Source organism: Campylobacteraceae bacterium, assembly GCA_013215945.1.
Lineage (GTDB): Bacteria > Campylobacterota > Campylobacteria > Campylobacterales > Arcobacteraceae > NORP36.
The window spans coordinates 33497-54937 of sequence record JABSOM010000005.1; the positions used below are offsets into that span (position 1 = coordinate 33497).

At 29.1% G+C, this 21441-nt stretch carries 21 protein-coding genes; 14 read left to right on the top strand and 7 right to left on the bottom strand.

Features of this window, described 5'->3' with window-relative positions; all coding sequences use genetic code 11:
• Window positions 1-13 precede the first annotated feature (13 nt).
• The gene (locus HRT41_06415; protein NQY23648.1) at window positions 14-910 is read right to left on the bottom strand and encodes a DMT family transporter; all 897 of its coding nucleotides are present in this window, start codon (window positions 908-910) and stop codon (window positions 14-16) included.
• A 113-nt stretch (window positions 911-1023) separates the two neighbouring features.
• Window positions 1024-1227: a hypothetical protein gene (locus tag HRT41_06420; GenBank protein ID NQY23649.1), complete on the bottom strand. Its 204-nt coding sequence runs from the start codon at window positions 1225-1227 to the stop codon at window positions 1024-1026.
• Window positions 1228-1829: 602 nt separating this feature from the next.
• On the opposite strand from HRT41_06420, the gene HRT41_06425 reads away from it, so the two are divergent.
• Window positions 1830-2687, top strand: coding sequence for an AraC family transcriptional regulator (locus HRT41_06425; protein ID NQY23650.1), 858 nt, complete (start codon window positions 1830-1832; stop codon window positions 2685-2687).
• A gap of 67 nt (window positions 2688-2754) precedes the next feature.
• Window positions 2755-3345 (top strand): hypothetical protein, encoded by a 591-nt coding sequence (locus HRT41_06430; protein ID NQY23651.1) that lies wholly within the window; start codon window positions 2755-2757, stop codon window positions 3343-3345.
• A gap of 80 nt (window positions 3346-3425) precedes the next feature.
• Here the strand turns inward: HRT41_06430 and katG are convergent, their stop codons facing one another.
• Entirely contained in the window at window positions 3426-5561 is a 2136-nt protein-coding gene (gene katG / locus HRT41_06435) for a catalase/peroxidase HPI (protein ID NQY23652.1), read from the bottom strand.
• A gap of 423 nt (window positions 5562-5984) precedes the next feature.
• Here katG and HRT41_06440 point away from each other — a divergent pair, with 423 nt between their 5' ends.
• A complete protein-coding gene (locus HRT41_06440; protein NQY23653.1) occupies window positions 5985-6665 on the top strand; it encodes an alpha/beta hydrolase in 681 nt (226 codons plus the stop codon).
• Window positions 6666-7382: 717 nt separating this feature from the next.
• Window positions 7383-7856 carry an MOSC domain-containing protein gene (locus tag HRT41_06445; GenBank protein ID NQY23654.1) on the top strand — a complete coding sequence of 158 codons (474 nt, stop codon included), beginning with the start codon at window positions 7383-7385 and terminating at the stop codon, window positions 7854-7856.
• Window positions 7857-8050: 194 nt separating this feature from the next.
• Here HRT41_06445 and HRT41_06450 read toward each other — a convergent pair whose 3' ends face one another.
• From HRT41_06450 to HRT41_06460, 3 genes are all read right to left on the bottom strand, one after another.
• Window positions 8051-8644, bottom strand: a complete 594-nt coding sequence (locus tag HRT41_06450) for a hypothetical protein (protein ID NQY23655.1) — start codon at window positions 8642-8644, stop codon at window positions 8051-8053.
• Window positions 8645-9114: 470 nt separating this feature from the next.
• On the bottom strand, window positions 9115-9537 hold the full coding sequence (locus tag HRT41_06455) for a phage tail protein (GenBank protein NQY23656.1): 423 nt from the start codon (window positions 9535-9537) through the stop codon (window positions 9115-9117).
• Between the two features lie 427 nt (window positions 9538-9964).
• On the bottom strand, window positions 9965-10486 hold the full coding sequence (locus HRT41_06460) for a hypothetical protein (protein NQY23657.1): 522 nt from the start codon (window positions 10484-10486) through the stop codon (window positions 9965-9967).
• A 461-nt stretch (window positions 10487-10947) separates the two neighbouring features.
• Between HRT41_06460 and HRT41_06465 the strand changes: the two genes are divergently transcribed.
• Window positions 10948-11838 carry a DMT family transporter gene (locus tag HRT41_06465; protein ID NQY23658.1) on the top strand — a complete coding sequence of 297 codons (891 nt, stop codon included), beginning with the start codon at window positions 10948-10950 and terminating at the stop codon, window positions 11836-11838.
• A gap of 22 nt (window positions 11839-11860) precedes the next feature.
• Here the strand turns inward: HRT41_06465 and HRT41_06470 are convergent, their stop codons facing one another.
• Complete coding sequence (locus HRT41_06470; GenBank protein NQY23659.1) at window positions 11861-12733, bottom strand: helix-turn-helix domain-containing protein; 873 nt, start codon at window positions 12731-12733, stop codon at window positions 11861-11863.
• A 155-nt stretch (window positions 12734-12888) separates the two neighbouring features.
• Here HRT41_06470 and HRT41_06475 point away from each other — a divergent pair, with 155 nt between their 5' ends.
• The 9 genes from HRT41_06475 to HRT41_06515 all read left to right on the top strand — a co-directional run bounded on the left by HRT41_06475 (window position 12889) and on the right by HRT41_06515 (window position 21436).
• Window positions 12889-13818, top strand: coding sequence for a DMT family transporter (locus HRT41_06475; protein NQY23660.1), 930 nt, complete (start codon window positions 12889-12891; stop codon window positions 13816-13818).
• Entirely contained in the window at window positions 13818-15002 is a 1185-nt protein-coding gene (locus tag HRT41_06480) for an aspartate/tyrosine/aromatic aminotransferase (GenBank protein NQY23661.1), read from the top strand. The genes HRT41_06475 and HRT41_06480 overlap by 1 nt, the downstream gene beginning before the upstream one ends.
• A 169-nt stretch (window positions 15003-15171) precedes the next feature.
• Window positions 15172-15543, top strand: coding sequence for an MmcQ/YjbR family DNA-binding protein (locus HRT41_06485; protein ID NQY23662.1), 372 nt, complete (start codon window positions 15172-15174; stop codon window positions 15541-15543).
• Window positions 15544-15596: 53 nt separating this feature from the next.
• Window positions 15597-16403 carry an aldo/keto reductase gene (locus HRT41_06490; GenBank protein ID NQY23663.1) on the top strand — a complete coding sequence of 269 codons (807 nt, stop codon included), beginning with the start codon at window positions 15597-15599 and terminating at the stop codon, window positions 16401-16403.
• 40 nt (window positions 16404-16443) lie between these two features.
• The gene (locus HRT41_06495) at window positions 16444-16953 is read left to right on the top strand and encodes a hypothetical protein (protein ID NQY23664.1); all 510 of its coding nucleotides are present in this window, start codon (window positions 16444-16446) and stop codon (window positions 16951-16953) included.
• 17 nt (window positions 16954-16970) lie between these two features.
• Window positions 16971-17264, top strand: a complete 294-nt coding sequence (locus tag HRT41_06500) for a DUF1330 domain-containing protein (protein NQY23665.1) — start codon at window positions 16971-16973, stop codon at window positions 17262-17264.
• Between the two features lie 285 nt (window positions 17265-17549).
• The gene (locus tag HRT41_06505; protein ID NQY23666.1) at window positions 17550-17975 is read left to right on the top strand and encodes a hypothetical protein; all 426 of its coding nucleotides are present in this window, start codon (window positions 17550-17552) and stop codon (window positions 17973-17975) included.
• A gap of 622 nt (window positions 17976-18597) precedes the next feature.
• Window positions 18598-20763, top strand: a complete 2166-nt coding sequence (locus HRT41_06510) for an MCP four helix bundle domain-containing protein (GenBank protein NQY23667.1) — start codon at window positions 18598-18600, stop codon at window positions 20761-20763.
• 391 nt (window positions 20764-21154) lie between these two features.
• Entirely contained in the window at window positions 21155-21436 is a 282-nt protein-coding gene (locus HRT41_06515; GenBank protein ID NQY23668.1) for a hypothetical protein, read from the top strand.
• The last annotated feature ends 5 nt before the right edge of the window (window positions 21437-21441 follow it).

The following is a 21441-nucleotide window of genomic DNA, read 5'->3' on the forward strand; positions in this document are numbered from 1 at the left end:
CTTGGGTGTAGTTTTAAAGAGGAGAAGACTTAAGCCTAGGGCTTATATTTTGTAATTTTAGAATAAGAAGAACTATTCCACTTGATATTAAAATAATACCAAATACTTGAGTAACTTCAATATATTCATCTAGAATTAACCATCCTAAAAAGACAGAGAATACTATACTTGAAAGTGATATTAAACTTACAAACCAAGCTGCTGCATATTTATAAGCTTGCGTTTTGGTTATATCAGATAACAAGCCAAATACAGCAATAGCAATGACGTAATATATATCATTACCCACAGGTATAGACAAACTATCATAAGATACTATGCTAGCTCCTATTATATTGAATAGCGAAAACCAAACAATCACTACTTGTGTGCTAACCATTTTTAATGCGCAACGCATTGATAAAAAAGCAATAGCTGTTAATGCACTACCCAGTAATCCTATACTAAAGGGAAATAAATCTACTCCAAAACTTACTTTGTCTACAAAGCTTATGTTCGCCACAAAGAATAAACCAATGAAAACTGTCATTATTGGTATTATTTGATTTCCATTTACTTTTTCTTTTAAAATAAATTTTCCTAATATCATTACAAAAAGGGGAGTAGTAAAAGTCAAAACCATTGCAATGGAAAGTTGAAGATTCAAAATAGCATAAAACATTGATCCCATTCCTAGAAAACCAAATATTCCACGAGAGGCTAATATTAACAGTGCATCTTTTTGTAAGCACGCTTTAATTTTAGGTTTAAATACTAAAAAAATAAAAATCAATGAGAACAATGCTCTATAGAAAATTTGTTCAAAAATTCCAATTTCACTGGATACTAAGTTAATAAAAACTCCCGTTAATGAGAACAGTAATGCATGTGATAATGTTAAGGATAAGGCTTTTAAATAATTATTTTCCAATGTGATTCCTTGTCCTGATAAATTCCAGAAATCATCATTATCTAAAATATCGATAATTGAGGTGGAGATTCAACCTTAGGGATGTGATTCTATTATTTTGTCATAACTATTTGTTAATTTACAGCTTCAATCCATTTACTACTGTTAATCTCTTCCATAGGTATTCCACCTTGAACATATAATTTAGCAACAAAATTTATAGCTATTTCTTGATTATTAAAACATTTATAATAATAGTATTTTTTTTCATTATGTCCCATTCCAATTAATGCCATTACCCCGTTATCTGCTGTTGTCCCCATACTTGCTTCAATCATTTCTAACCTTTCGTAGTATAACTATTTTTGTATTTCAACGTTAATCCACCAAACTGTTTTTATAATTAGTTTTCTCAAAACTTCGCACATTATCAGAAAACTTAATAACTATTTTATTATTTAAATATATCATACCATTAAAAAGTAACATTTTAATAACAATTGAATAATTTAACTGTATTTATCTTATAAACAATAATAATAAGAAGGTGCTACAGTTTTTACCCAAAAAAATTAATTTCAGAATTAATCGCCACTTTTAAAAAGTAAATAAATCCTAAAGGTAATTTAATAAATTATATTTTTACTTATTTTTACTAATAGACTACTTAAACAAAGAATTGTTTCGAAATTAAAGTGTGCTCTAGAGTGACTAGGGGATGAAAAAATGGGGATAAATATAAAAATATAAAGTAAAATAATTTTTTATAATTCTCTTTTTAATAAAAAGATGCCCGAATTATGAGAGAGTTTTTAATTTATTTTAAGGTGGTGACTAATAGCAATTCTACGTGAGTGATTTATTAAAAGAATATCTTATATTGGTTATTATATGCTTACTTAATACAAAAGGATTCTCATCTTAAAACTCAAAAAAAAACATGAATTATTTTAATAAAGATTTAGACAATATCGGGTTTAAACTAATAGAACCTTGTTTAGAATTAAAACCATTTATTCAATCTTTTTGGCTTGTTAAATTTAATAGAATTCCTTTTTCTGTGCCATTAAAAATCATAGCTGATGGAAATTCAGGTTTTGTTATAAATTTCTCCTCTGCTTATATCGTTAAAATGAAGGGAAAATCATCCACCTATAGCGATAAATTTGTTTATTTTCCTCCCAGTGAAGATCCTGCTTTTGTAAGTGCGAAGGGCAATGTTTTTGTAATAGGGGTACGCTTCAATGCAGCGGGCGTTTACAGATTTTTTAATAAAGATATTTCTAGTTTTAATAACAATATCTCTAGTATAGAAAATAGTCCTGATTGGCAAATAGATTCTTTATTCTCTAGCTTAGAAAAAACGCAAAAAGTAAAAGATAAAATACATACTTTGGAGTTATTTTTATTAGATAAATTAAAACACTCAAGAAAACGTAATTCACCTTGGATTTTTGAGTTTATATCTAGAATAAGAGAAGAAAAAGGAAATGTAAATATTCAAGACTTATGCGAAGAATTCAATGTAGATATAAGACATGTTCAAAGACGTTTTAAAATTGAACTTGGATTGAGTGCTAAGTTATACTCTAGATTAATAAGAATTCAAGACAGTAAAAAAACGCTTAGTTCCTTAATTGTGGCTTCTTTAACCTCTTTTTCTTATGATAAAGGATTTTTTGACCAGTCTCATTTTATAAATGAATTTAAACATTTTATCAAAGAAACTCCCAGAGAATATTTGCATAAAAAGTTTTTACAAGCAAAAGAATTCTCTTTTAAAAAATATAAAAAATAGTGTCGTTTTTTTACAAGTAATAAAAATATTTTTTTAGTAATATTATAAAAATTACAAAGGAAGTATTATGAACACTTTAAAAAACTACTATGGACTAATAAATAAAATGAGCCTTTTATTGCTTGGTCTGTTTGTTTTTATTCACATTTTTAACCATCTTATTCTTGTTATATCTATTAAAGAACACATCTCTTTTATGGAGAATTTTAGATTTATTTATAGAAATATTTATATTGAAAGTATATTATTATTAGCATTTTTATTTCAAATAATAAAAAGTATCAAAGCTACATGGCGTGAGAGAAAAAATAGAAGAACCTTCTTTGAACTCTTAGTCTTTATTTCAAAAATATATTTAATATATTTTTTGATTAATCATATAACAGCAGTATTATTTGGAAGAATAGTATTTAATCTTGATACAAATATATATTATGCAATTGCAGGATTACATGTTTTTCCTTATTCCTTCTATTTTATACCCTACTATTTTTTATCTATTATTTGTTTATTCTTTTATTGGAGTAAGAATAAAAAATCGTATTCATTTTATACAATAAATAGTATAGGTTTTATTCTTGCTTTTGTACTTTTATTGGCTCTAAAAAGCGTTTTTTACGATATCAATATTCCTTTTGAGTATCTTGATATGTATTAGGAAGTTAAGTTTTGGGAGCATAAACCTATTTAACATTTTAAAAAAGAGAAGATGTTTTTAAGCACCTCTCTTTTAAATATTTATTTAATATCAAATCTATCGGCATTCATTACTTTATTCCAAGCGAATACAAAATCTTTTACAAACTTTTCTTTTGCATCTTCTTGGGCATAAACTTCGCAAATTGCTCTTAGTTGAGAATTTGAGCCAAATATAAGGTCTGCTCTGCTTGCGATCCATTTTATATCTTTTGATATTTTATTTGTAGCTTCAAACTCTCTTTCATCCTCGTTTATACTCTTCCAAGTATTATTCATATCAAGAAGATTTATAAAAAAATCATTTGTTAAAACACCTGGTTTATTTGTAAATACACCTTTTTCATTGCCATTTGCATTCGCACCTAATACTCTCATTCCTCCAATTAAAACAGTCATTTGTGGAGTACTTAAGCCTAAAAGTTGAGCTTTATCAATTAAAAGTTCTTCGGCACTAATACTATATTTTTTCTTTTCGTAGTTTCTAAAACCATCAACTATTGGTTCAAGATATTCAAAAGACTCAATATGTGTTTGTTCTTGGCTTGCATCTGTTCTTCCTGCTTTAAAAGGAACAATGATTTTTATACCTGCTTCAAATGATGCTTTTTCAATCGCTGCACAGCCACTTAATACTATTAAATCAGCAAGTGATATTTTTTTAGTATTTGAAGAATGATTAAACTCTTTTTGAATTACTTCAAGTTTAGAAATTACTTCTTGCGTACCTTTATTAACATCCCAGTCTTTTTGAGGAGAAAGTCTTATCCTAGCGCCATTTGCACCACCTCTTTTATCTGAATCTCTATACGTTGATGCAGATGCCCAAGCGGTATTTACAAGTTGTGCTATAGTTAATTCTGAACGTAAAATTTTTACTTTTAAATCTTTTATATCAGATTCATCAATCATTTCATAATCAGCATATCCCACAATATCTTGCCAAAGTAAATCTTCTTTTGGAACTTCAGGTCCAAGGTATCTACTTTTTGGTCCTAAATCTCTATGTGTTAGTTTAAACCAAGCTTTAGCGAAGGTATCTGCAAATTCTTCTGGATTTTCATGAAATCTTTTTGAAATAGGTGCATATATTGGATCCATTCGAAGTGCCATATCTGCCGTTGTCATGATAGTTTTTACTTTTTTAGATGAATCGTGTGCTAAAGGAGAAAGATGTTCTTCTTTTGGATTTATAGCTGTCCATTGCCATGCTCCTGCTGGGGATTTTTCAAGATTCCATTCATAAGCAAATAATACATCGAAGTATCCATTGTCCCATTTTATAGGATTGGCTGTCCAAGCACCTTCAATTCCACTACTAATTGTATCATCACCTTTACCACTTAGATATTTATTCAACCATCCTAATCCTTGAGCTAAAATTCCTTCTGCTTCAGGTTCTGGTCCAACATTTGATGCATCTTGTGCTCCGTGGCATTTACCAAAAGTATGTCCTCCAGCAATTAACGCCACAGTTTCTTTATCTCCCATTGCCATTCTTGCAAATGTTTCTCTAATATCTTTTCCAGATTCTACAACATTTGGTTCGCCATTAGGTCCTTCTGGGTTTACATAAATGAGACCCATTTGAACAGCAGCAAGTGGATTTTCTAAATCTTCACTTTTATGTTCATCTTTATTATATCTTTCATCTGCTAACCATTTATCTTCACTTCCCCAGTAAATATCTTCTTCTGGTTCCCAAATATCAACTCTGCCGCCTGCAAAACCAAATGTTTTAAATCCCATTGATTCTAAAGCTACATTTCCTGTTAAAATCATTAAATCGGCCCATGAAATTTTATTTCCATACTTTTGTTTAATCGGCCAAAGAAGTCGTCTGGCTTTATCTAAGTTAACATTATCAGGCCAACTGTTAAGTGGTGCAAATCTTTGATTTCCGCTTGAAGCTCCACCTCTACCATCTGCCGTTCTATATGTACCTGCACTATGCCATGCCATTCTAATAAAAAGAGGACCATAATGTCCATAATCAGCGGGCCACCACTCTTGTGAATCAGTCATTAAAAAAGTCAAATCTTTTTTTAATTCTTTATAATCAAGTTTTTCAAACTCTTTTTTATAATTAAATTCTTCACCCATAGGATCAACTGCACTAGTGTGTTGAGATAGTATTTTTAAATTAAGCTGATTAGGCCACCAATCTTTATTATACATACCCTTTTTTGCTTCTGTGGGGTTTAGAACTTTGTCATCACTTCCTAAACCTGTAATTGGACATTTAGCCATTTTGTTCCCTTTTATAGTTATTATAGGATAAAATTTATCCAATGATAAATATTATCTTTTATAACTATACTTTACAATTCCTTAATTATATATTAATCATTAATATAATTATTAATTTAAAATGTTATATGATTTTATTATTGTAATAAATTTCAAGTATTTTATATATAAGGAATGGGCAAAACAGGGGATAGTATCCTCATTAAACATTTAGTTAATCAGATAAACTTTCCTCGGGATTCTTTTCCAACATTATTAAAAAAGGTGGAATTTCACGCCCTGGGGAGTAAGTCCATATGATATACTACATCAAGATATTTTAGAAGTGTCTGTACCTAAAGGAAATTATACATGCCCCAATATTCATTTGAATTTGACTTTTCTGGTTTTAATGTAAAAGGTGATAAATACAACGATAATTGTAATACTGTCATCTTACATGGCGCTGGAAAATCATCACGCGCAAGATTTAAAAAACTAAGACATGCATTAAATAAAAAAGGTTTAAGCAGTATGAGTTTTGATTTTGTAGGACATGGAGAATCAGAGGGAGAACTTAAAAATAGCAGTTTAGAAAAAAGATTTGAACAAGCAAAAGTTACTATAAAACAGCAATCTCCTGATTTTTCTACATTAATAGCTTCGAGTATGAGTGCTTACACTGCTATCAAATTAACAGAAATATTTCCTATTAAAAACTTAATACTTATGGTACCTGCTGTTTATACTTCAAAAGCATATACTCTTACTTTTGGTCCTTCTTTTTCAAAAACCATTCGTGAAAAAAATAGTTGGTTAAATTCTGATGCATTTAGTATTTTAAAAGAATTTAAAGGTAATTTATTAATTATTGCTGCGCAAAATGATGAAGTCATTCCGCCTTTGCTTCTTGAACGTATATACAGTTCTGCAAGCAGTGCAAAGAGCAAAAAATTGCATATAATACCTAATGCAGAACATAGAAATCTCTTTCCCAAAATAGGTGATTTTGATTTAAGTTTGGATTTAATTCATACAATGAGTAAAACATAACACAGAACATTTTCTTAATAATCAAATTATTAAAATGATGATTTTTAAGAGCTCGTGAAAGCTAGCGCATTCGTTTTTTTTCTTCTTTTCTTGAAAAGAAGAAACAAGAAAGCAACTGACGGTTGTTGAAGGCGGAGCTTCCCTCACTTGTTATTTTGTGTTTCTAACTTGCGGAACTCCCTAAAACGTGCATTAAAGCACCTTTCTTTACGGTCAAACAGTCCTCAGTTTTTTCCGAAATACAAAATAAACGCTCGGCTTCAACAAAGTCAGAATCACGCTCCACGTTTTTCTTAAAATATTTTCTCTTTTTAAAGTAAAGATATAAGAAATAAATAAATCAAAGAGCAAACTTTCAATCCCCACGGCTCTTTCCCTGACTTTGATAAAGCTAAATCTTTTTATTTTTTAGCGGAAAAAGGTGAAAACTGTTAGAACGTAAAGAAATGTGCTCTTTAGCACGTTTTAGTGAGTTTTTGAACCTAGCTAACAAATAAGAATATTTAGGCACCCGAAGGGCTTTATCAACTCGTCAGTTGCTTCTTTTTGTTTCTTTTTCTGACAATTAAGAAAAAGAAAAAAGCGCAAAGGTTACTTTGTATGAGCTATTTAATACATTTAAGAATTATTGAAAAAATGGAGCTTCAAGCCATGGTGGAATTTTCATTTTTAACTAAAGTTTAGTTATCATAAATAACTTAAAATGAAAGGTTTTTTATGTCTGGAAAAATAGTAAATTTTTATATTGCAAAAGATTCACAAAGTGAAATTCAAAGTGTTAATGAAATTGTTTTATTAAAAGATAGTGGAATATTTGGAGACAGATATTCAGTAAAAAAAGGCAGTTTTTCAGAACAAGAAGGTGAAATTAAACCTAAAAGACAAGTTACTTTAATTGAAAAAGAAAATATTGATGATTTAAATATTCTCTTAGAAACAAACTTCGATTATGGGTTATTTAGACGTAATATTCTTGTTTCAAACTGTGATTTAAATGCACTTGTTGGAAAAGAATTTTCTATTGGAAATGTTGTATTAAAAGGAATACGTTTATGTGAACCGTGTTCTTTACTTTCCAAAAGACTTAATAATAAAAAAGTTCTAAAAACACTTATTGGTAAAGGTGGTCTTAGGGCTGAAATTATTCAAGGTGGAAGATTAGTTTTAAGCGATCAAATAGAGATAAGATAATGAGATACTTGCAAAGGACACTTTGTATGAGCGCTTAAAATATATTGATAATTACCATAAAAATGGAATTACTACCCCTGGCAGTAATTCTTAAATCTGGTGACAACATATTCATTTAATGATTTAGTTAATTAGGTAAACTGTCACCGGAATTCGCAATAGTATAATTTAATTATTAGGTATCTCTGGAATTTTTATTTTGTTTGTGAATAGCCTGGGAGGGTATATAATAATTTATCTAACCCTGCTAATATATTTTTTTTATTAGCACCTAAAAACTTTATATATTCTTTTTCTGATGCCCATTTTTTGATATTAAATTCTTCATTCTTATAATAACGAAATGCATATTGTATGCTAATTGTTTCTTTACTGTTTATTGGTACAAAATACCATATATTATATTCGTAAAATTTTTGGTATTTACTTTTAGAACTAGATATAAACTCTAATAAATAGCTATTTTCTTGTTCAGAATTTCGATAAATGGAATACTTTATATTTGGTACATTATTTTCTAAATTTTTAACTGTGTACGTTAAAATAAACTTAGGTGAAGAATTCGAATAGTTTCTAAAAGCCACCATATTAACCCAATTATTCAAATCTCTATCTTTATCTATGTATTCATAAATATATTTTTCTAAGGTACCCTCAGTATATTTCATTTCTAAGTTTTTATCTAAGAAGTTAATTGATTTTGGATAGTTCAAAGGTTTTGTATCTGCCAAACAACTTGTAAATAATAAAATAAACATAGTACTAATAGTTAAAATATTTTTATTCATTTATGAATTCCTTTTATTTTATAATTTATATTATTATTAATATACTTATGAAATGTTTAAGAAAGATATAGTTTTAGCATATTTCTTCACAGAGAGTGCAATCACAGCGAGTTTTTGAGCCTAACTAACAAATAAAGATATTTAAGTTTATCAACTCGGAAGTTGCTTCTATTTAGATACAAGTATGATTTCGTGTTTTTTTTTGAGAATTAAAAATATGATGAGGGAATGAAATGACTAAATTCTGCTTGCAGACCAAAAAGCGAAAAGGCTACTACTTGGTGCCTGACACCTTTTCTCAAATATAAAAGTGGAGATTCATTCTCAGGGGTGTAATTTTGGGGTGTAATTTTAATTTGAAAGGGAAATGTATTTAAACTAAAGGATTTCATAAAAATAAATTTTAAATTATCATCTTTTACATTATTTTTGGAGATTCAACCCCTTGGGTGTAATTTCCCTTTATTTATCTATTCAAATAAAAGTGAAGTTTTATCATCCCATCTAATAGAATTTATTAACCATTTATCACTAGGTTTATAAAATGTACATATATAACGAATAGATGTATTTTCATATTTGAGAATATATGTATGTTCTAAAAAACTTTTTCCAGCTTCTTTCGTTCTAATAAAATCAATTCCTATTGCATTTCCAAAACGTTTTGAAACCATATCTAATTGTACTTTAGTTTGATATGCAACATTGTCAATTTCTGCGGGTGGTAAAGGCCAGAACTTTTTTACATCATTAAATGCTTTATTTACTTTACCTTTTTGAATACTGTACAAAGAGTTTTTACAAATATCTTTCGTATCACTTATTGTTATCAAATTATTTGCAAATAAATTCAATCCACTCACAAGTAAAATTGTGCTTAATACTTTTTTCATTGTTTTCCTTATTAGATAACTATTTATTAGTTTCGCATTTTATACCAATATTACTTAATAACAATTATTATACATTTTTTATGAATTATACAGTTGATGTTTTATTAGAAAACATATAAATATGTTATATATTTAATTAGGGTTTACTGCCTCTGGGGTGTAAATTTTAAGAAATAAATAAAGAATAAAAATTCATTCCCTACGGCTCTTTCCCTGACTTTGATAAAGCTAAATGTTTTTATTTTTTAACGGAAAAAGGCGAGGACTGTTCGAGCGTGAAGAAATGTGCTCTTTAGCACATTTTAGTAGGTTCCACAGCCTAGTTAAACAATAAAAATCTTTAGGTACCCGAAGGGCTTTATCAACTCGTCAGTTGCTTCTTTTTGTTTCTTTTTCTGACAATTAAGAAAAAGAAAAAAGCGCAAAGTCACTTTGTATGAGCTATTACATATAAAAGTGAAGATTCATTCTCAGGTATTGATGCCAGAAAGCTTCCCACACAACACAGAGCTGATTCATTTACGGTATAGCCTGAACTCCCTTTCATTTTTCCATCCCCAGGATATATGTATCGTACTTCGCTAAATAAGTTAGCATGCTTACAAAGTATGTCTTCAAGGTTTATCGAATATTTGCTCGAAATTGATTCGGAAAGCCAATTTTTAAGCTCTTGGGGGAGATAATTATAGACACCAATAAGGTCATGTCCCTTAACGTGCTCTACTTTTACGCTATTGATTTTACTAGGTATACTTTTTGATGTAGTTATCGTTTTTTTTACTCGAAGGCTCTTGAGCATCAATTCTATACTGAATGCTAACAAAACATAGTATGGTGAATTTGAATAGTGAACAGGATGCTCCTTCAGTACAGCAGCTGAATCAAAAAATTTCTTCCCCTCGTAATGAAGCATGTGATCGAAACTAAAATCATCTTTAACTACTGCCACTGAAACCTCCTTTTGTAACTAACGTTTGACTACTGCGACACACTGTGTTCGTCTGATAGTCATTTTGTACTTTGATTTATTTTATCTTGAAATTAACATTAGTACTATCAACACTTTAAATGTACTGCCATTTTCATAGTTCACTGTTCATCATAAGAAAACAACAAAAACATTGCCTTATCTAAAATCAATAATACCATTAAAAAATAACATTCCAATAATAAAATCACTTTATTAAATAATAACAAAAAGGTGTCACAGTTTGCGTCACAGTTTTCACAAATTTCTAAATTTCACCAAAGAAAATAAATCATCACTTTTAAAAGAAAATAACATTTATTAAATAAAAAAATCTCCAATACTCCAAATATGAAACAAATAGCAATTTTCTCCTATCTTTATAAGCAAAAATGAAATATACTACTTGTTAAAAAATAGATTTATAAATCTAAAGGCAAATTATGGCTAAAAATTTACCTCTTATATTATTTGCAATACTAGGAATAATATGGGGCTCAAACTTTATATATATGAAATGGGCAAGCGAATACTTATCTGATATTCAAATCGTACTAATAAGAGTACTCTTTGGCTTCATCCCAGTGTTGATTTATGCTATGTATCTAAAAGTATTAAAACTTGAACACTTAAAACACAGTTTTCATTTTTTTGTAATGTCCTTATTAGCAACGACTGTTTATTATTACTTTTTTGTAAAAGCATCTTCTTTACTATTATCAGGGGTTGTAGGTGCGCTAAGTGGCACCATCCCACTCTTTACTTTCATTCTTGCCGTTATTTTTATAAAAGAAGAAAAAATAACACCCCTTAGAATCTTAGGTATATCCATTGGACTTTTAGGCGTGGTACTTATTGCAAAACCTTATGATGCCAATTTATTAGAAACAAATATAGAAGGCGTTATTTTTGCCATAACAGGCTCGCTGATTATTGGAATATCATTTGTTTATGCCAAACGATTTATTTCACCTTTAAAAATACATTTTGCAGCACTTACGTCTTATCAATTGGGTTATGCTCTTCTTGTATTGCTTTTTATTACGGATTATAAGGGCATTGAAAATATTCTGCCTCATACCCATGTATTTATAGGTTTAGTTGTTGGTTTAGGATTATTAGGAACAGGTTTGGCTTTTATTATTTACTATTATTTAATTGAGCGAATTGGTGCAGTAAATGCATCATCAGCAACCTATCTTCCACCTCTTGTAGCTCTTTTTATTGCTTACTTTTTTGTGAATGAAAATATAACTTTTGTTGATCTTCTGGCTACTGTTTTGATTTTTTCTGGGGTATTTTTAATCAATGCTAAGAAAAAAGTCAAAGCTTAGAGACTTGGGCTGAATCTTTATTTTATACACTTTTTATAGGAAGATAAAAAGTAGCATCGATTTCATTGTCTTCTAAAAAATGATTTTTATGCATAATAAGAAAAGAAGAGTCTGTAGTTGTCTCAAAACCACTTGTGGGCAACCACTTATGATAGGCCCATTTAACAAACCATGCGGCTTCTCTATCCCCTGCATATAAATCAAAGGTGGCATATAAACCACCTTTTAACGTATTAGAAGGAATATTGGTATTTTCTATTTTCTTTTTACTACTAAGTGCTGCTATATAAAAACACTTATCATGAGGGGTAAGAGCTGGGTTATCATGATAAATTCCTATTTGTTCATAGTCTTTTAAATCATTGGTATAAGCAAAAGCTTGAAGCTGCTGCCACTTCTTTTTAGCTTCTTTTACTATATATCCTTTTTGTCTAATATAATAAATCAATCGGTCTTGTGTTTTAACAATTCGTACCTTTGAGGTATCAAAATTAGGCAAAGAATCTTTTAATAAAGAATTCTCCATTATTTTATCTGAGTAGGCTTCATACGCACCATTTCTCCACTGTGTAGGACTTACTTCAAAACGATTTTTAAAGGCTTTTATAAAAGAGGATTGAGAGCTATACCCACACATATTAGCAACTTGGGTGATGCTTGAGTATTTATTAGTAAGCAAAATATTTGAAGCTTTTTGCAGCCTTATTGATTTTATGGATTCATAAATATTAATACCCAATTGTTCTTTAAATATATTATGAAGATGTTTTTTACTTATAGAAAAACTAAGAGCAAGCTCATCTATATTAATAGCCGTATCTATATACCTATAAATATAAGACATTGTTTTATTTGCGATGTTTATGTGTAAATCACGTGTTATTTTTCTTTGCATGAAGAATCATATCATAAATAAACCTTATTATGGTTACTAATGGACAATCAAATATACTCAAAAAGACAAGTATTAGAGGTGTTTTGATAAAGACTTAAAAAAATCAAAGGGATATACTTGGCTTTTATTATATTAGAACTGCCAAGGATGCATATATGTCAAATAATACACTTGTACAAAATATTACGAGCACAGCAAAACAACAAACCATTGGTTTATTTATAGCTTTTATAACGGTCCTTATTTGGTCTTCTTATACTTTATCCCTTAGAGTGGGTGCGCTTACTCCTTTAACCCTGGAAGAATTAACATTTTTTCGTTATGCAATACCTGGTTTAATACTTTTACCTGTTTTTTTGAAAAGCATGAAAAATTATGCAAAAGTACCTCCTTTGTATTTGCTGGGAATTATTATAGGAAGTGGTTTGCCTTTTTTTATAGTATCTGGATATGCCATGCAATTAACACAAGTCGCTTATGGAAGTACTTTAATACCAGGAACAACACCCTTGTTTGTAACCATAATAGCAGTCGTTATTTTCAAACAGAAATTACCACTTTTTAGAACAATAGGTCTAAGTATTATTTTTTGTGGCATTGTATTTATGTTAATTAATGCGGGAAATAATCTTGATGAAACTTTGTTATTGGGACAAGGACTGTTTTTATTTTGTGCAATGTTGTGGGCAATCTTTACTATTAGTATTAGAGTATCTGGGCTTAAACCTCTTCAAGTAGCCGCACTTTCTGCTTTACCAAATGGAATATTTATCACACTTTGGATTGTAATTACGCAGCCAGAGCTTGGCTATTCTTTAATGCCACTGTCTGAGTTAATTGCACAAATATTGGTGCAAGGTATTATTGTTGGTATTTTTTCAGGGCTTTGTTTTTCTGCTGCCATTTTAAGAATTGGTGCTGAAAAAGCAGCTGCAATTGGCGCAGCAACTCCTGTTGTTGCTACTTCAATAGCTGCCTTTATGTTAGGAGAACAAATTAGTATGAGTTTATTATTAGGAATGATACTTGTGATTTCGGGTGTGCTTCTTGCAAGTGGTGTTTTACACGGGGAGAGAGTATCATAATGTTAGAATTATTAAATAAACCAAAAGGTGATCCCATTCTTTCAGTTATGTCTGCTTTTAAAAACGATTCTTCCTCTGCAAAAATCGATTTAGGTATTGGTATATATAAAGATAAGTACGGAAAAACACCTATTATGCAAGCTGTAAGAAATGCCTCTGTTAGCATAGCTGTAAGTGAAGAAAGTAAAAGTTATATAGGGCTTGTTGGGGATGAGAATTTTAATACAGCCATTCAAGATTTGGTTTTAGGTAAAAGTGAAGCAAATTTGCGAGCAAGTACTTTACAAACCCCAGGGGCTAGTGGGGCATTAAGACTTTTAGCTGATATGATTAAACTGGCACGTCCAGAATCTCGTGTATGGCTTAGTAATCCAAGTTATATTAATCATCGTACTATTATGGAAAAAGCAGGTTTAGAAGTTTGTGAATATCCTTATTTGGATCTTGAAACAAAACAAGTAAATGAAGCGTTAATGATGAAGGTTGTGGAAACCCTAGGAGAGAATGATGTTCTTTTAGTACATGGATGTTGTCATAATCCTTCTGGAGCTGATTTGTCTTTTGATGCTTGGAAAAAAATAGCCCAATTGTCACAAAAAAATGGTTTTCTTCCTTTTATTGATATCGCATATCAAGGACTTGGGGATGATTTAGATGAAGATGCAAAAGGACTTAGATTTTTAGTTGATCAAGTAAATGAAGTACTTATATCTACTTCTTGCTCAAAAAACTTTGGTTTATACCGTGAGAGAACGGGAGCTGCTATTGTAATTGCAAAAACACAAGAAAAAGCAAAAGAAGTACGAATTCATATGGGGGAATTAGCCAGAGGTTCTTATTCAATGCCCCCAGCACATGGAGCTGCTATTGTTGCTAAGATATTAAATGATGATATCTTAAAAAAACAATGGAACTTAGAATTAAAAGAAATGAGGGTGCGCATTCTTGCTTTACGTCATGCTTTAGTAGAGTCTTTTAGAATCAAGAGCGATTCAAATAAGTATGATTATATTCTTTCTCACAAAGGTATGTTTTCGATGACTGGGCTTAATGAAGCTCAGATGTTAAAACTTCAAAAAGAGCATTCCATTTATTTAATCCCAGGGGCTAGAATTAATATTGCAGGTTTGCAAACAAATGAAGTAAATAGAGTAGTATCTTCTATTATTGCTGTTGCAAGATAAATAATTATCTCTGTAAAAACAAGGGTGTTTAGTACTTAAATTACAGTAAGTACACCCTTGAGAAGGAAGCTCACTTTTTTAAAGATTAACTGTTATATTAATAGATGAAAATTAATCTTTAAACAGTTAAAATATCCCATAAATAAATCTACATAAGAAAGAAATACGTATGAATTATGAAGCGTTTAATAAATTTTGTTCTTCTTTAATAGCTACTTCTTATGTCAATCAATGGGGTGGGTCTCATGTATGGAAAGTGGCAGATAAAGTTTTTGCTGTTGGGGGGTTTACCAACAAAAACAAAGAAGCTTTTACTTTTAAAACCTCTGCAGAGGATTTTTATTTTTTAAGTGATTTAGAAGGGTATAAACCAGCTCCATATTTTGCAAACAGAGGCATGAAATGGATCCAAAAAATTGATAACTCACAAGAAATAGATGAAGAATTAGAAGAATACATTAAAGAATCACATCGTATCGTATCTTTAGGTTTAAGTAAAATCAAACAAAAAAATTTGGGCTTGAATCAAAATCAAGAATAAAAACAGTATTAATCCAGTTATACTGCTTTATTAACTGTATAAAAAGGGAAAACATGCCAAAGATGATATATGGAACGGCTTGGAAAAAAGAAGAAACAACAAGACTTGTAAAAGAAGCTCTAACTTTTGGTTTTAGAGCTATTGATACCGCTTGTCAACCCAGACATTACAGAGAAGATTTAGTGGGTCTTGCTTTGCAAGAAGCTTTCTTAACTGGTCTTAAGAGAGAAGATGTTTTTATTCAAACAAAGTTTACCCCTATTAATGGACAAGATCAAGACAATATGCCTTATTTAAGCTCTGATAACATCATTATACAACTTGAAAAATCGTTTATACGATCAAAAGAGAATCTAAAAGTGGATTGTATTGATTCGTATTTAATTCATTCTCCTTTTTCTCCTATGAAAGATTTTATAAGTGTTTATAGAACAATGGAAGAATATGTAGAAGTAGGGCAGGTGAAACAACTTGGCCTTTGTAATTGTTATGATATTCAAACACTTTCTTATTTATATGATATAGCAAAAATAAAACCCAAAGTTTTACAAAACAGATTTTACGCGGATTCGTCTTATGACAAAAAAATAAGGGAATTTTGTAAAAACAAAAATATCTCTTACCAAAGTTTTTGGTCTTTGAGTGCTAATCCACATATCTTAGCTTCGAGGGAAGTTCTTATTTTGTGTACTAAGTATAAAAAAACATCGGCTCAAATATTTTACAGATTTTTACAGCAAATAAATATCACGCCTTTGAATGGAACAACTTCTACAAAACATATGAAAGAAGACTTAGATATAAGTTCTTTTTCTTTAGAAACTGGGGAAATAAACGCTGTTTTAAAACTATTAGAATAAGTATTTAGACGGGTTTTATTTATTTTATAAAAGGTAAAAAATGACATTAGAGAAAAAAATTGCTAATTTTTTTAATTTGAGTGATGAAAACTGGATGAAACATGCCAATCCTCTTAGTGTTTGGAGCAGGTATTCTGTTCTTCCTATTATTCTATTTTCTTTTTGGAGTCGTATATGGATAGGCTGGTGGTGTTTAATTCCTGCTGTTTTATCTTTGCTTTGGATGTTTTTTAATCCTATTGTTTTCAAAAAAGCCAAATCAACCAAAAACTGGGCATCAAAAGCAGTATTAGGAGAAAGAATTTATTTAAACAGAGATAAAATTCCTATTCCTTTCCATCATAATACTTCCTTTAATACAATGCTTAATATTATTTCCTCTTTTGGTTTACTTTTATCAATTTGGGCAACAACATATTATTCTATTTGGGGAGTTATTTTAGGTACTCTTATTACTTATTTTGGAAAAAGCTGGTTTTTACATAGAATGGTTTGTTTATATGAAGATATGAAAAATGAAAACGATACATATAAAAGTTGGGAATATTAAGTATAAAAAGGATGTAAATGAGCGCATATATAATTTACAATTATAACATTACGAACAGAGATAAAATAAATGAATTGGGACCCTTGTCTTTAGAAATTATCAAAAAATATTCTGCACAATTAGTAGTTGCTAGTCCTACCCAAATATTAGAAGGTTCTGCTTATTCAAATATGGTGATGTATAAGTTTAAAAGTATGGAGGATGCGAAGGATTTTTATAATTGTTTTGAATCAAAAGAGCTAAAAAAATTAAGAAATGAAATTACAGAAGGTTTTGCTGTACTTGTTCCTGAGTATAAAACCAGTACTTAATATTTAAAATAAATTTGGAGGACAGTAGTTTCGTCCCCCAAACTTTAAATATTATGAATCTTTTTTCGCTTTTTTATCTGCTCTTTTTTCTTTTAATGATTTAGCAGGTGCTTTTTTAACTGATTTTTGAACGTCTTTACCTTTTGCCATTGTATCTCCTTTTATTTTAATAATATTAGTATAGCTTAATAAAAAAAATCTTGGATTAAAGGCAGGCTAAGTAGTCTTAATCTTTGGCTTAGTAGCTTAAATTTAGCTATAATGTGGAAAAACTAAAGGGCATTAATGGCTAAGGGTAAAAAAACGAGTATCAAAGAGATTAAATTATTGAAAAATGATGAAATCTTAATTAATGGAAAAGAGTATGTAATACTTGAAACATGTGAAGATATTCTAAGTGCAAAAACAATGAAAATTTCTTCTAATGGGAACCGTATATTACGTTTTGATGATGAAAAGAAAAAAGCAAGAATTGATGTAAAAAGAGAGATCGATATTATCAAATGTACCTTTAAAGACATAGATAGAGCTAAAGCATTTAAAAAAAGTAATGATAAAGGTGTTATTGTAAATGAAGATAAAAAAGAAATCATTGCAACAGCCAGTTCTTTTATTAAAGCAAGAGAAATTATAGATTCTTATAAAGATACAAAAAGCAAAAACTACGATTCACAAGCAGGAAAACTAAGTTTTTATTTCACTGAAGAATAAAAATAATAAAAGCTAAGAACGAGGTTCTTAGCTCTTTTCTAAAACACTCCTCTCCTAAAAACAACAAGATACAAGCAGAACTATAAATCCTTTTTATTAATAATAAGATGTTTTACTAAAGAAAAACAATGGATTGTTATGAGTTTTAAAACAATAATAAAAGAAAATATGGATAAAGATTTTGTTTACTCGAAAATTAAAACACAAGGTAAAAAAAGAAAATAAAAAAAGAAAAATAATTTTCAAAAAAAGAAAAATAACTTTTATATAAAAAGAAACTAAGAAACAAGGCAGATGTTTTATTAGAGAAATAACTGTCTTATTTCTCTTTCTTGCCCGATAAATACTATTATCCTAAACTATACTATTAAATAAGAACACACTCCTTTTCTCCGAATATTTTTGTTATTTTTTAGTTTACTTATAAAAATAAGCAACAGCATTAGAATATATAATTTAAGTTTTTTTTAATATAAAAGAAATATATATTTGATATACTAATGATATATCATAAAAATATCTACAATAAGGGAACAAATATTTTTTAAATTTACTATTAGAATTAGTGAATAAATAATAATTTCACATTTGTATTTTCTATTAATCTGTCTAAGGAAGAAGAATGAATAATTTTACAATCAAAACAAAATTAATAGCTAGTTTTGTTTCTATTGCCGTGTTAATATTAATACTTAGCATAATAAGTATTTCAAGTATTAAAGAAATATCTAATGGTTTTACGAACTACCGATCGATGGCAAATGACAGTGCTTTAGCACAAAAAATTCAATCAAATATGTTTATAATTAGAATGTCAGTTAAAAATTATTTAACAGAATCTGATAAAAAAAATATTGAAGATTTTAATCATAAGTTTGAAAAAGCGGTCTCTTTTGTTAAAAAAGCAAAATCTGAGATAAAAGAAGAATCAAGAAAAAAACTTTTTAATATCATAGAAGACGACCTTTTAAAGTATAAAAACAATTTTTTTGAAGTAACCGTTTTTATGGATCAAATAGATGACATTGTGACTAAGAACCTAAATGTAAATGGGGAACTAATAGAACAATATTTAACAAAAGTTATGGACGATGCAGAAGTTAATTATGAACTTGAAATTTCTTTATCAATTGCTCAAAATATCAGAACACTACTGCTTGCAAGGCTTTATACAAGTAAATACTTGGCTTCTAATGAGCTTAAATATTCTAAAAGAATAGCAAATGAATTCCTAACCTTAAAAGGTAAAATTGAACAATACCACAAAACATCTTATGCAAAAGAAATTGATAAAGCTATATATCTTATAGATAAATATCAAGAAGGTGTAAATAAAATAATTACAATTATTGCGAAACGAAATGCACTTGTTAATGAAGGCTTAACTGTGATTGGAAAAAACATTTCCAAACTTTCAGAAGATGTAAAAATGGCTATTAAAAAAGAGCAAGATAGAATTGGACCAATGGTAGCTACGTTAAATTCAGATGTTCAAAATGTTGTTATGATTATCTCATCTATTATTTTAGTTCTGGTTATTTTATTGTCAATATTTATACCAAGAAATATTTCATCATTAATTAATACCTTTCAAATTGGACTTATTGACTTTTTTAAATACCTGAACAAAGAGAGTACGGAAGTTCAATTAATTGGAATTGATTCAAAAGATGAAATAGGTGTAATGTCTAAAATAGTTGATGAAAACATTGAAAAATCAAAATTACTAATAGAAGAAGATATTGCTTTAATTAATGAAGTAAAAGCAGTTGTAGAAAATATTAAAAATGGTGATTTAAAACAAGAAATAAAATTAAATACAAATAATAAAAGTTTAGAAGAACTGAAAATTATTATTAATGAAATGATTGAAGTCATTGGGAATGAAGTATGTGAAAATATTAAAGATTTACAAATATCATTAAAAAGTTATCAACACTTGGATTTTAGACATAGAATTCAAAACTCTAAGGGTAAAACAGCCGAGGGTTTGAATGCTCTGGCTGATATTATTAATGATATGTTATTAAAAAATAAAGACAATGGTAATGTTTTAGTAGAGAGTTCAAAAACCTTATTGTTAAATGTAGATGATTTAAATAAAAACTCAAGTCTAGCAGCTGCTTCACTTGAAGAAACGGCAGCAGCAGTTGAACAAATAACAGGAAATATAAGAAACAATACGAATAATATAGAAAAAATCTCTGTTTTTGCTTCTGAAGTAAGTGCTTGTGCAAGTGAAGGAGAAGCACTCGCAAACAAAACGAATAATGCCATGGATGAAATTAACTCAGAGATAAGTGATATAAATGAAGCCATAACAATTATTGACCAAATCGCCTTTCAAACGAATATTTTATCTCTTAATGCTGCAGTTGAAGCTGCAACAGCAGGTGAAGCTGGAAAAGGTTTTTCAGTGGTTGCTCAAGAAGTAAGAAATCTTGCTTCACGTAGTGCTGAAGCTGCAAATGAAATTAAAGCTTTGGTTGAAAGAGCAAATATAAAAGCCAATGAAGGAAAAAATATTGCCAATGAAATGATCGAGGCTTACATTGGGTTAAATGAAAGTATTACTAAATCAGATGATTTAATTAAACATGTATCAAGTGCTTCGAAAGAACAATTACTTGGAATTGAACAAATCAATGATGCGATTAATAGCTTAGATTATCAAACCCAAGAAAATGTAAAAATTGCAAGTAAAAGTAATGATATTGCTCAACGAACAGCAGATATTGCGGATGCAATTGTTGCAGATGTAAATACAAAAGAATTTAGAGGGAAATAAATCTATGGATTTACCTGCTAGTGTAAAAATAACTGTGCAAAGCTTAAAAAATTTATTAGATGCAATATCTACTGAACTAGTTTGAGGCTTTACATTCTAGAAAACTTTAATAAATCCTATGAAATAAGGGGAGATTAATATCCTTACAACAGCCAGTTCGTAAGAAATTTTTCTTTCATATAAAGATACAAAAAGTAAAAACTACGATGCACAAGCAGGAAAACTAAGTTTTTATTTCATTGAAGAATAAAAACAATAAAAGCTAAGAACTAGGTTCTTAGCTTTAGCATAAAATACTCCTTCCCTAATAAAAATAATATACATGCAGAACTACAAATCCTTTTTACTATTAATAATAAGATGTTATACTAAAGAAAAACAATGGATAGGTATGAGTCTTAAATCAATAATAAAAGAAAATATGGACAAAGCTTTTGATTACTCAAAAATCAAAAGTACTACACTAAAAGATAAAATCAAAGAAAAAATCAGAGAAAATGCAGTCCTGTCTACAAAAGCCAGACTAGCCTTAGTACACAAAACATTTGATGATTATACGAATGAAGAATTAGAAATCATAATAAGTGATGAAGAGCGTAAAATTATTGATGAATTAAAAACAAAATCTTTGTTGTTGGCTCTTGCTGCACTTGGATTAAACGTTTTTATTTAAGGTTA

What these genes read in the sequence shown, in the direction of transcription:
- HRT41_06450 (NQY23655.1), bottom strand. Translation starts at nt 8,644, where the DNA reads ATGAATAAAAATATTTTAACTATTAGTACTATGTTTATTTTATTATTT.
- HRT41_06510 (NQY23667.1), top strand. Translation starts at nt 18,598, where the DNA reads ATGAATAATTTTACAATCAAAACAAAATTAATAGCTAGTTTTGTTTCT.
- HRT41_06440 (NQY23653.1), top strand. Translation starts at nt 5,985, where the DNA reads ATGCCCCAATATTCATTTGAATTTGACTTTTCTGGTTTTAATGTAAAA.
- HRT41_06470 (NQY23659.1), bottom strand. Translation starts at nt 12,733, where the DNA reads ATGCAAAGAAAAATAACACGTGATTTACACATAAACATCGCAAATAAA.
- katG (NQY23652.1), bottom strand. Translation starts at nt 5,561, where the DNA reads ATGTATAATAAAGATTGGTGGCCTAATCAGCTTAATTTAAAAATACTA.
- HRT41_06475 (NQY23660.1), top strand. Translation starts at nt 12,889, where the DNA reads ATGTCAAATAATACACTTGTACAAAATATTACGAGCACAGCAAAACAA.
- HRT41_06455 (NQY23656.1), bottom strand. Translation starts at nt 9,537, where the DNA reads ATGAAAAAAGTATTAAGCACAATTTTACTTGTGAGTGGATTGAATTTA.
- HRT41_06495 (NQY23664.1), top strand. Translation starts at nt 16,444, where the DNA reads ATGACATTAGAGAAAAAAATTGCTAATTTTTTTAATTTGAGTGATGAA.
- HRT41_06505 (NQY23666.1), top strand. Translation starts at nt 17,550, where the DNA reads ATGGCTAAGGGTAAAAAAACGAGTATCAAAGAGATTAAATTATTGAAA.
- HRT41_06500 (NQY23665.1), top strand. Translation starts at nt 16,971, where the DNA reads ATGAGCGCATATATAATTTACAATTATAACATTACGAACAGAGATAAA.
- HRT41_06430 (NQY23651.1), top strand. Translation starts at nt 2,755, where the DNA reads ATGAACACTTTAAAAAACTACTATGGACTAATAAATAAAATGAGCCTT.
- HRT41_06465 (NQY23658.1), top strand. Translation starts at nt 10,948, where the DNA reads ATGGCTAAAAATTTACCTCTTATATTATTTGCAATACTAGGAATAATA.
- HRT41_06445 (NQY23654.1), top strand. Translation starts at nt 7,383, where the DNA reads ATGTCTGGAAAAATAGTAAATTTTTATATTGCAAAAGATTCACAAAGT.
- HRT41_06485 (NQY23662.1), top strand. Translation starts at nt 15,172, where the DNA reads ATGAATTATGAAGCGTTTAATAAATTTTGTTCTTCTTTAATAGCTACT.
- HRT41_06490 (NQY23663.1), top strand. Translation starts at nt 15,597, where the DNA reads ATGCCAAAGATGATATATGGAACGGCTTGGAAAAAAGAAGAAACAACA.
- HRT41_06420 (NQY23649.1), bottom strand. Translation starts at nt 1,227, where the DNA reads ATGATTGAAGCAAGTATGGGGACAACAGCAGATAACGGGGTAATGGCA.
- HRT41_06480 (NQY23661.1), top strand. Translation starts at nt 13,818, where the DNA reads ATGTTAGAATTATTAAATAAACCAAAAGGTGATCCCATTCTTTCAGTT.
- HRT41_06515 (NQY23668.1), top strand. Translation starts at nt 21,155, where the DNA reads ATGAGTCTTAAATCAATAATAAAAGAAAATATGGACAAAGCTTTTGAT.
- HRT41_06425 (NQY23650.1), top strand. Translation starts at nt 1,830, where the DNA reads ATGAATTATTTTAATAAAGATTTAGACAATATCGGGTTTAAACTAATA.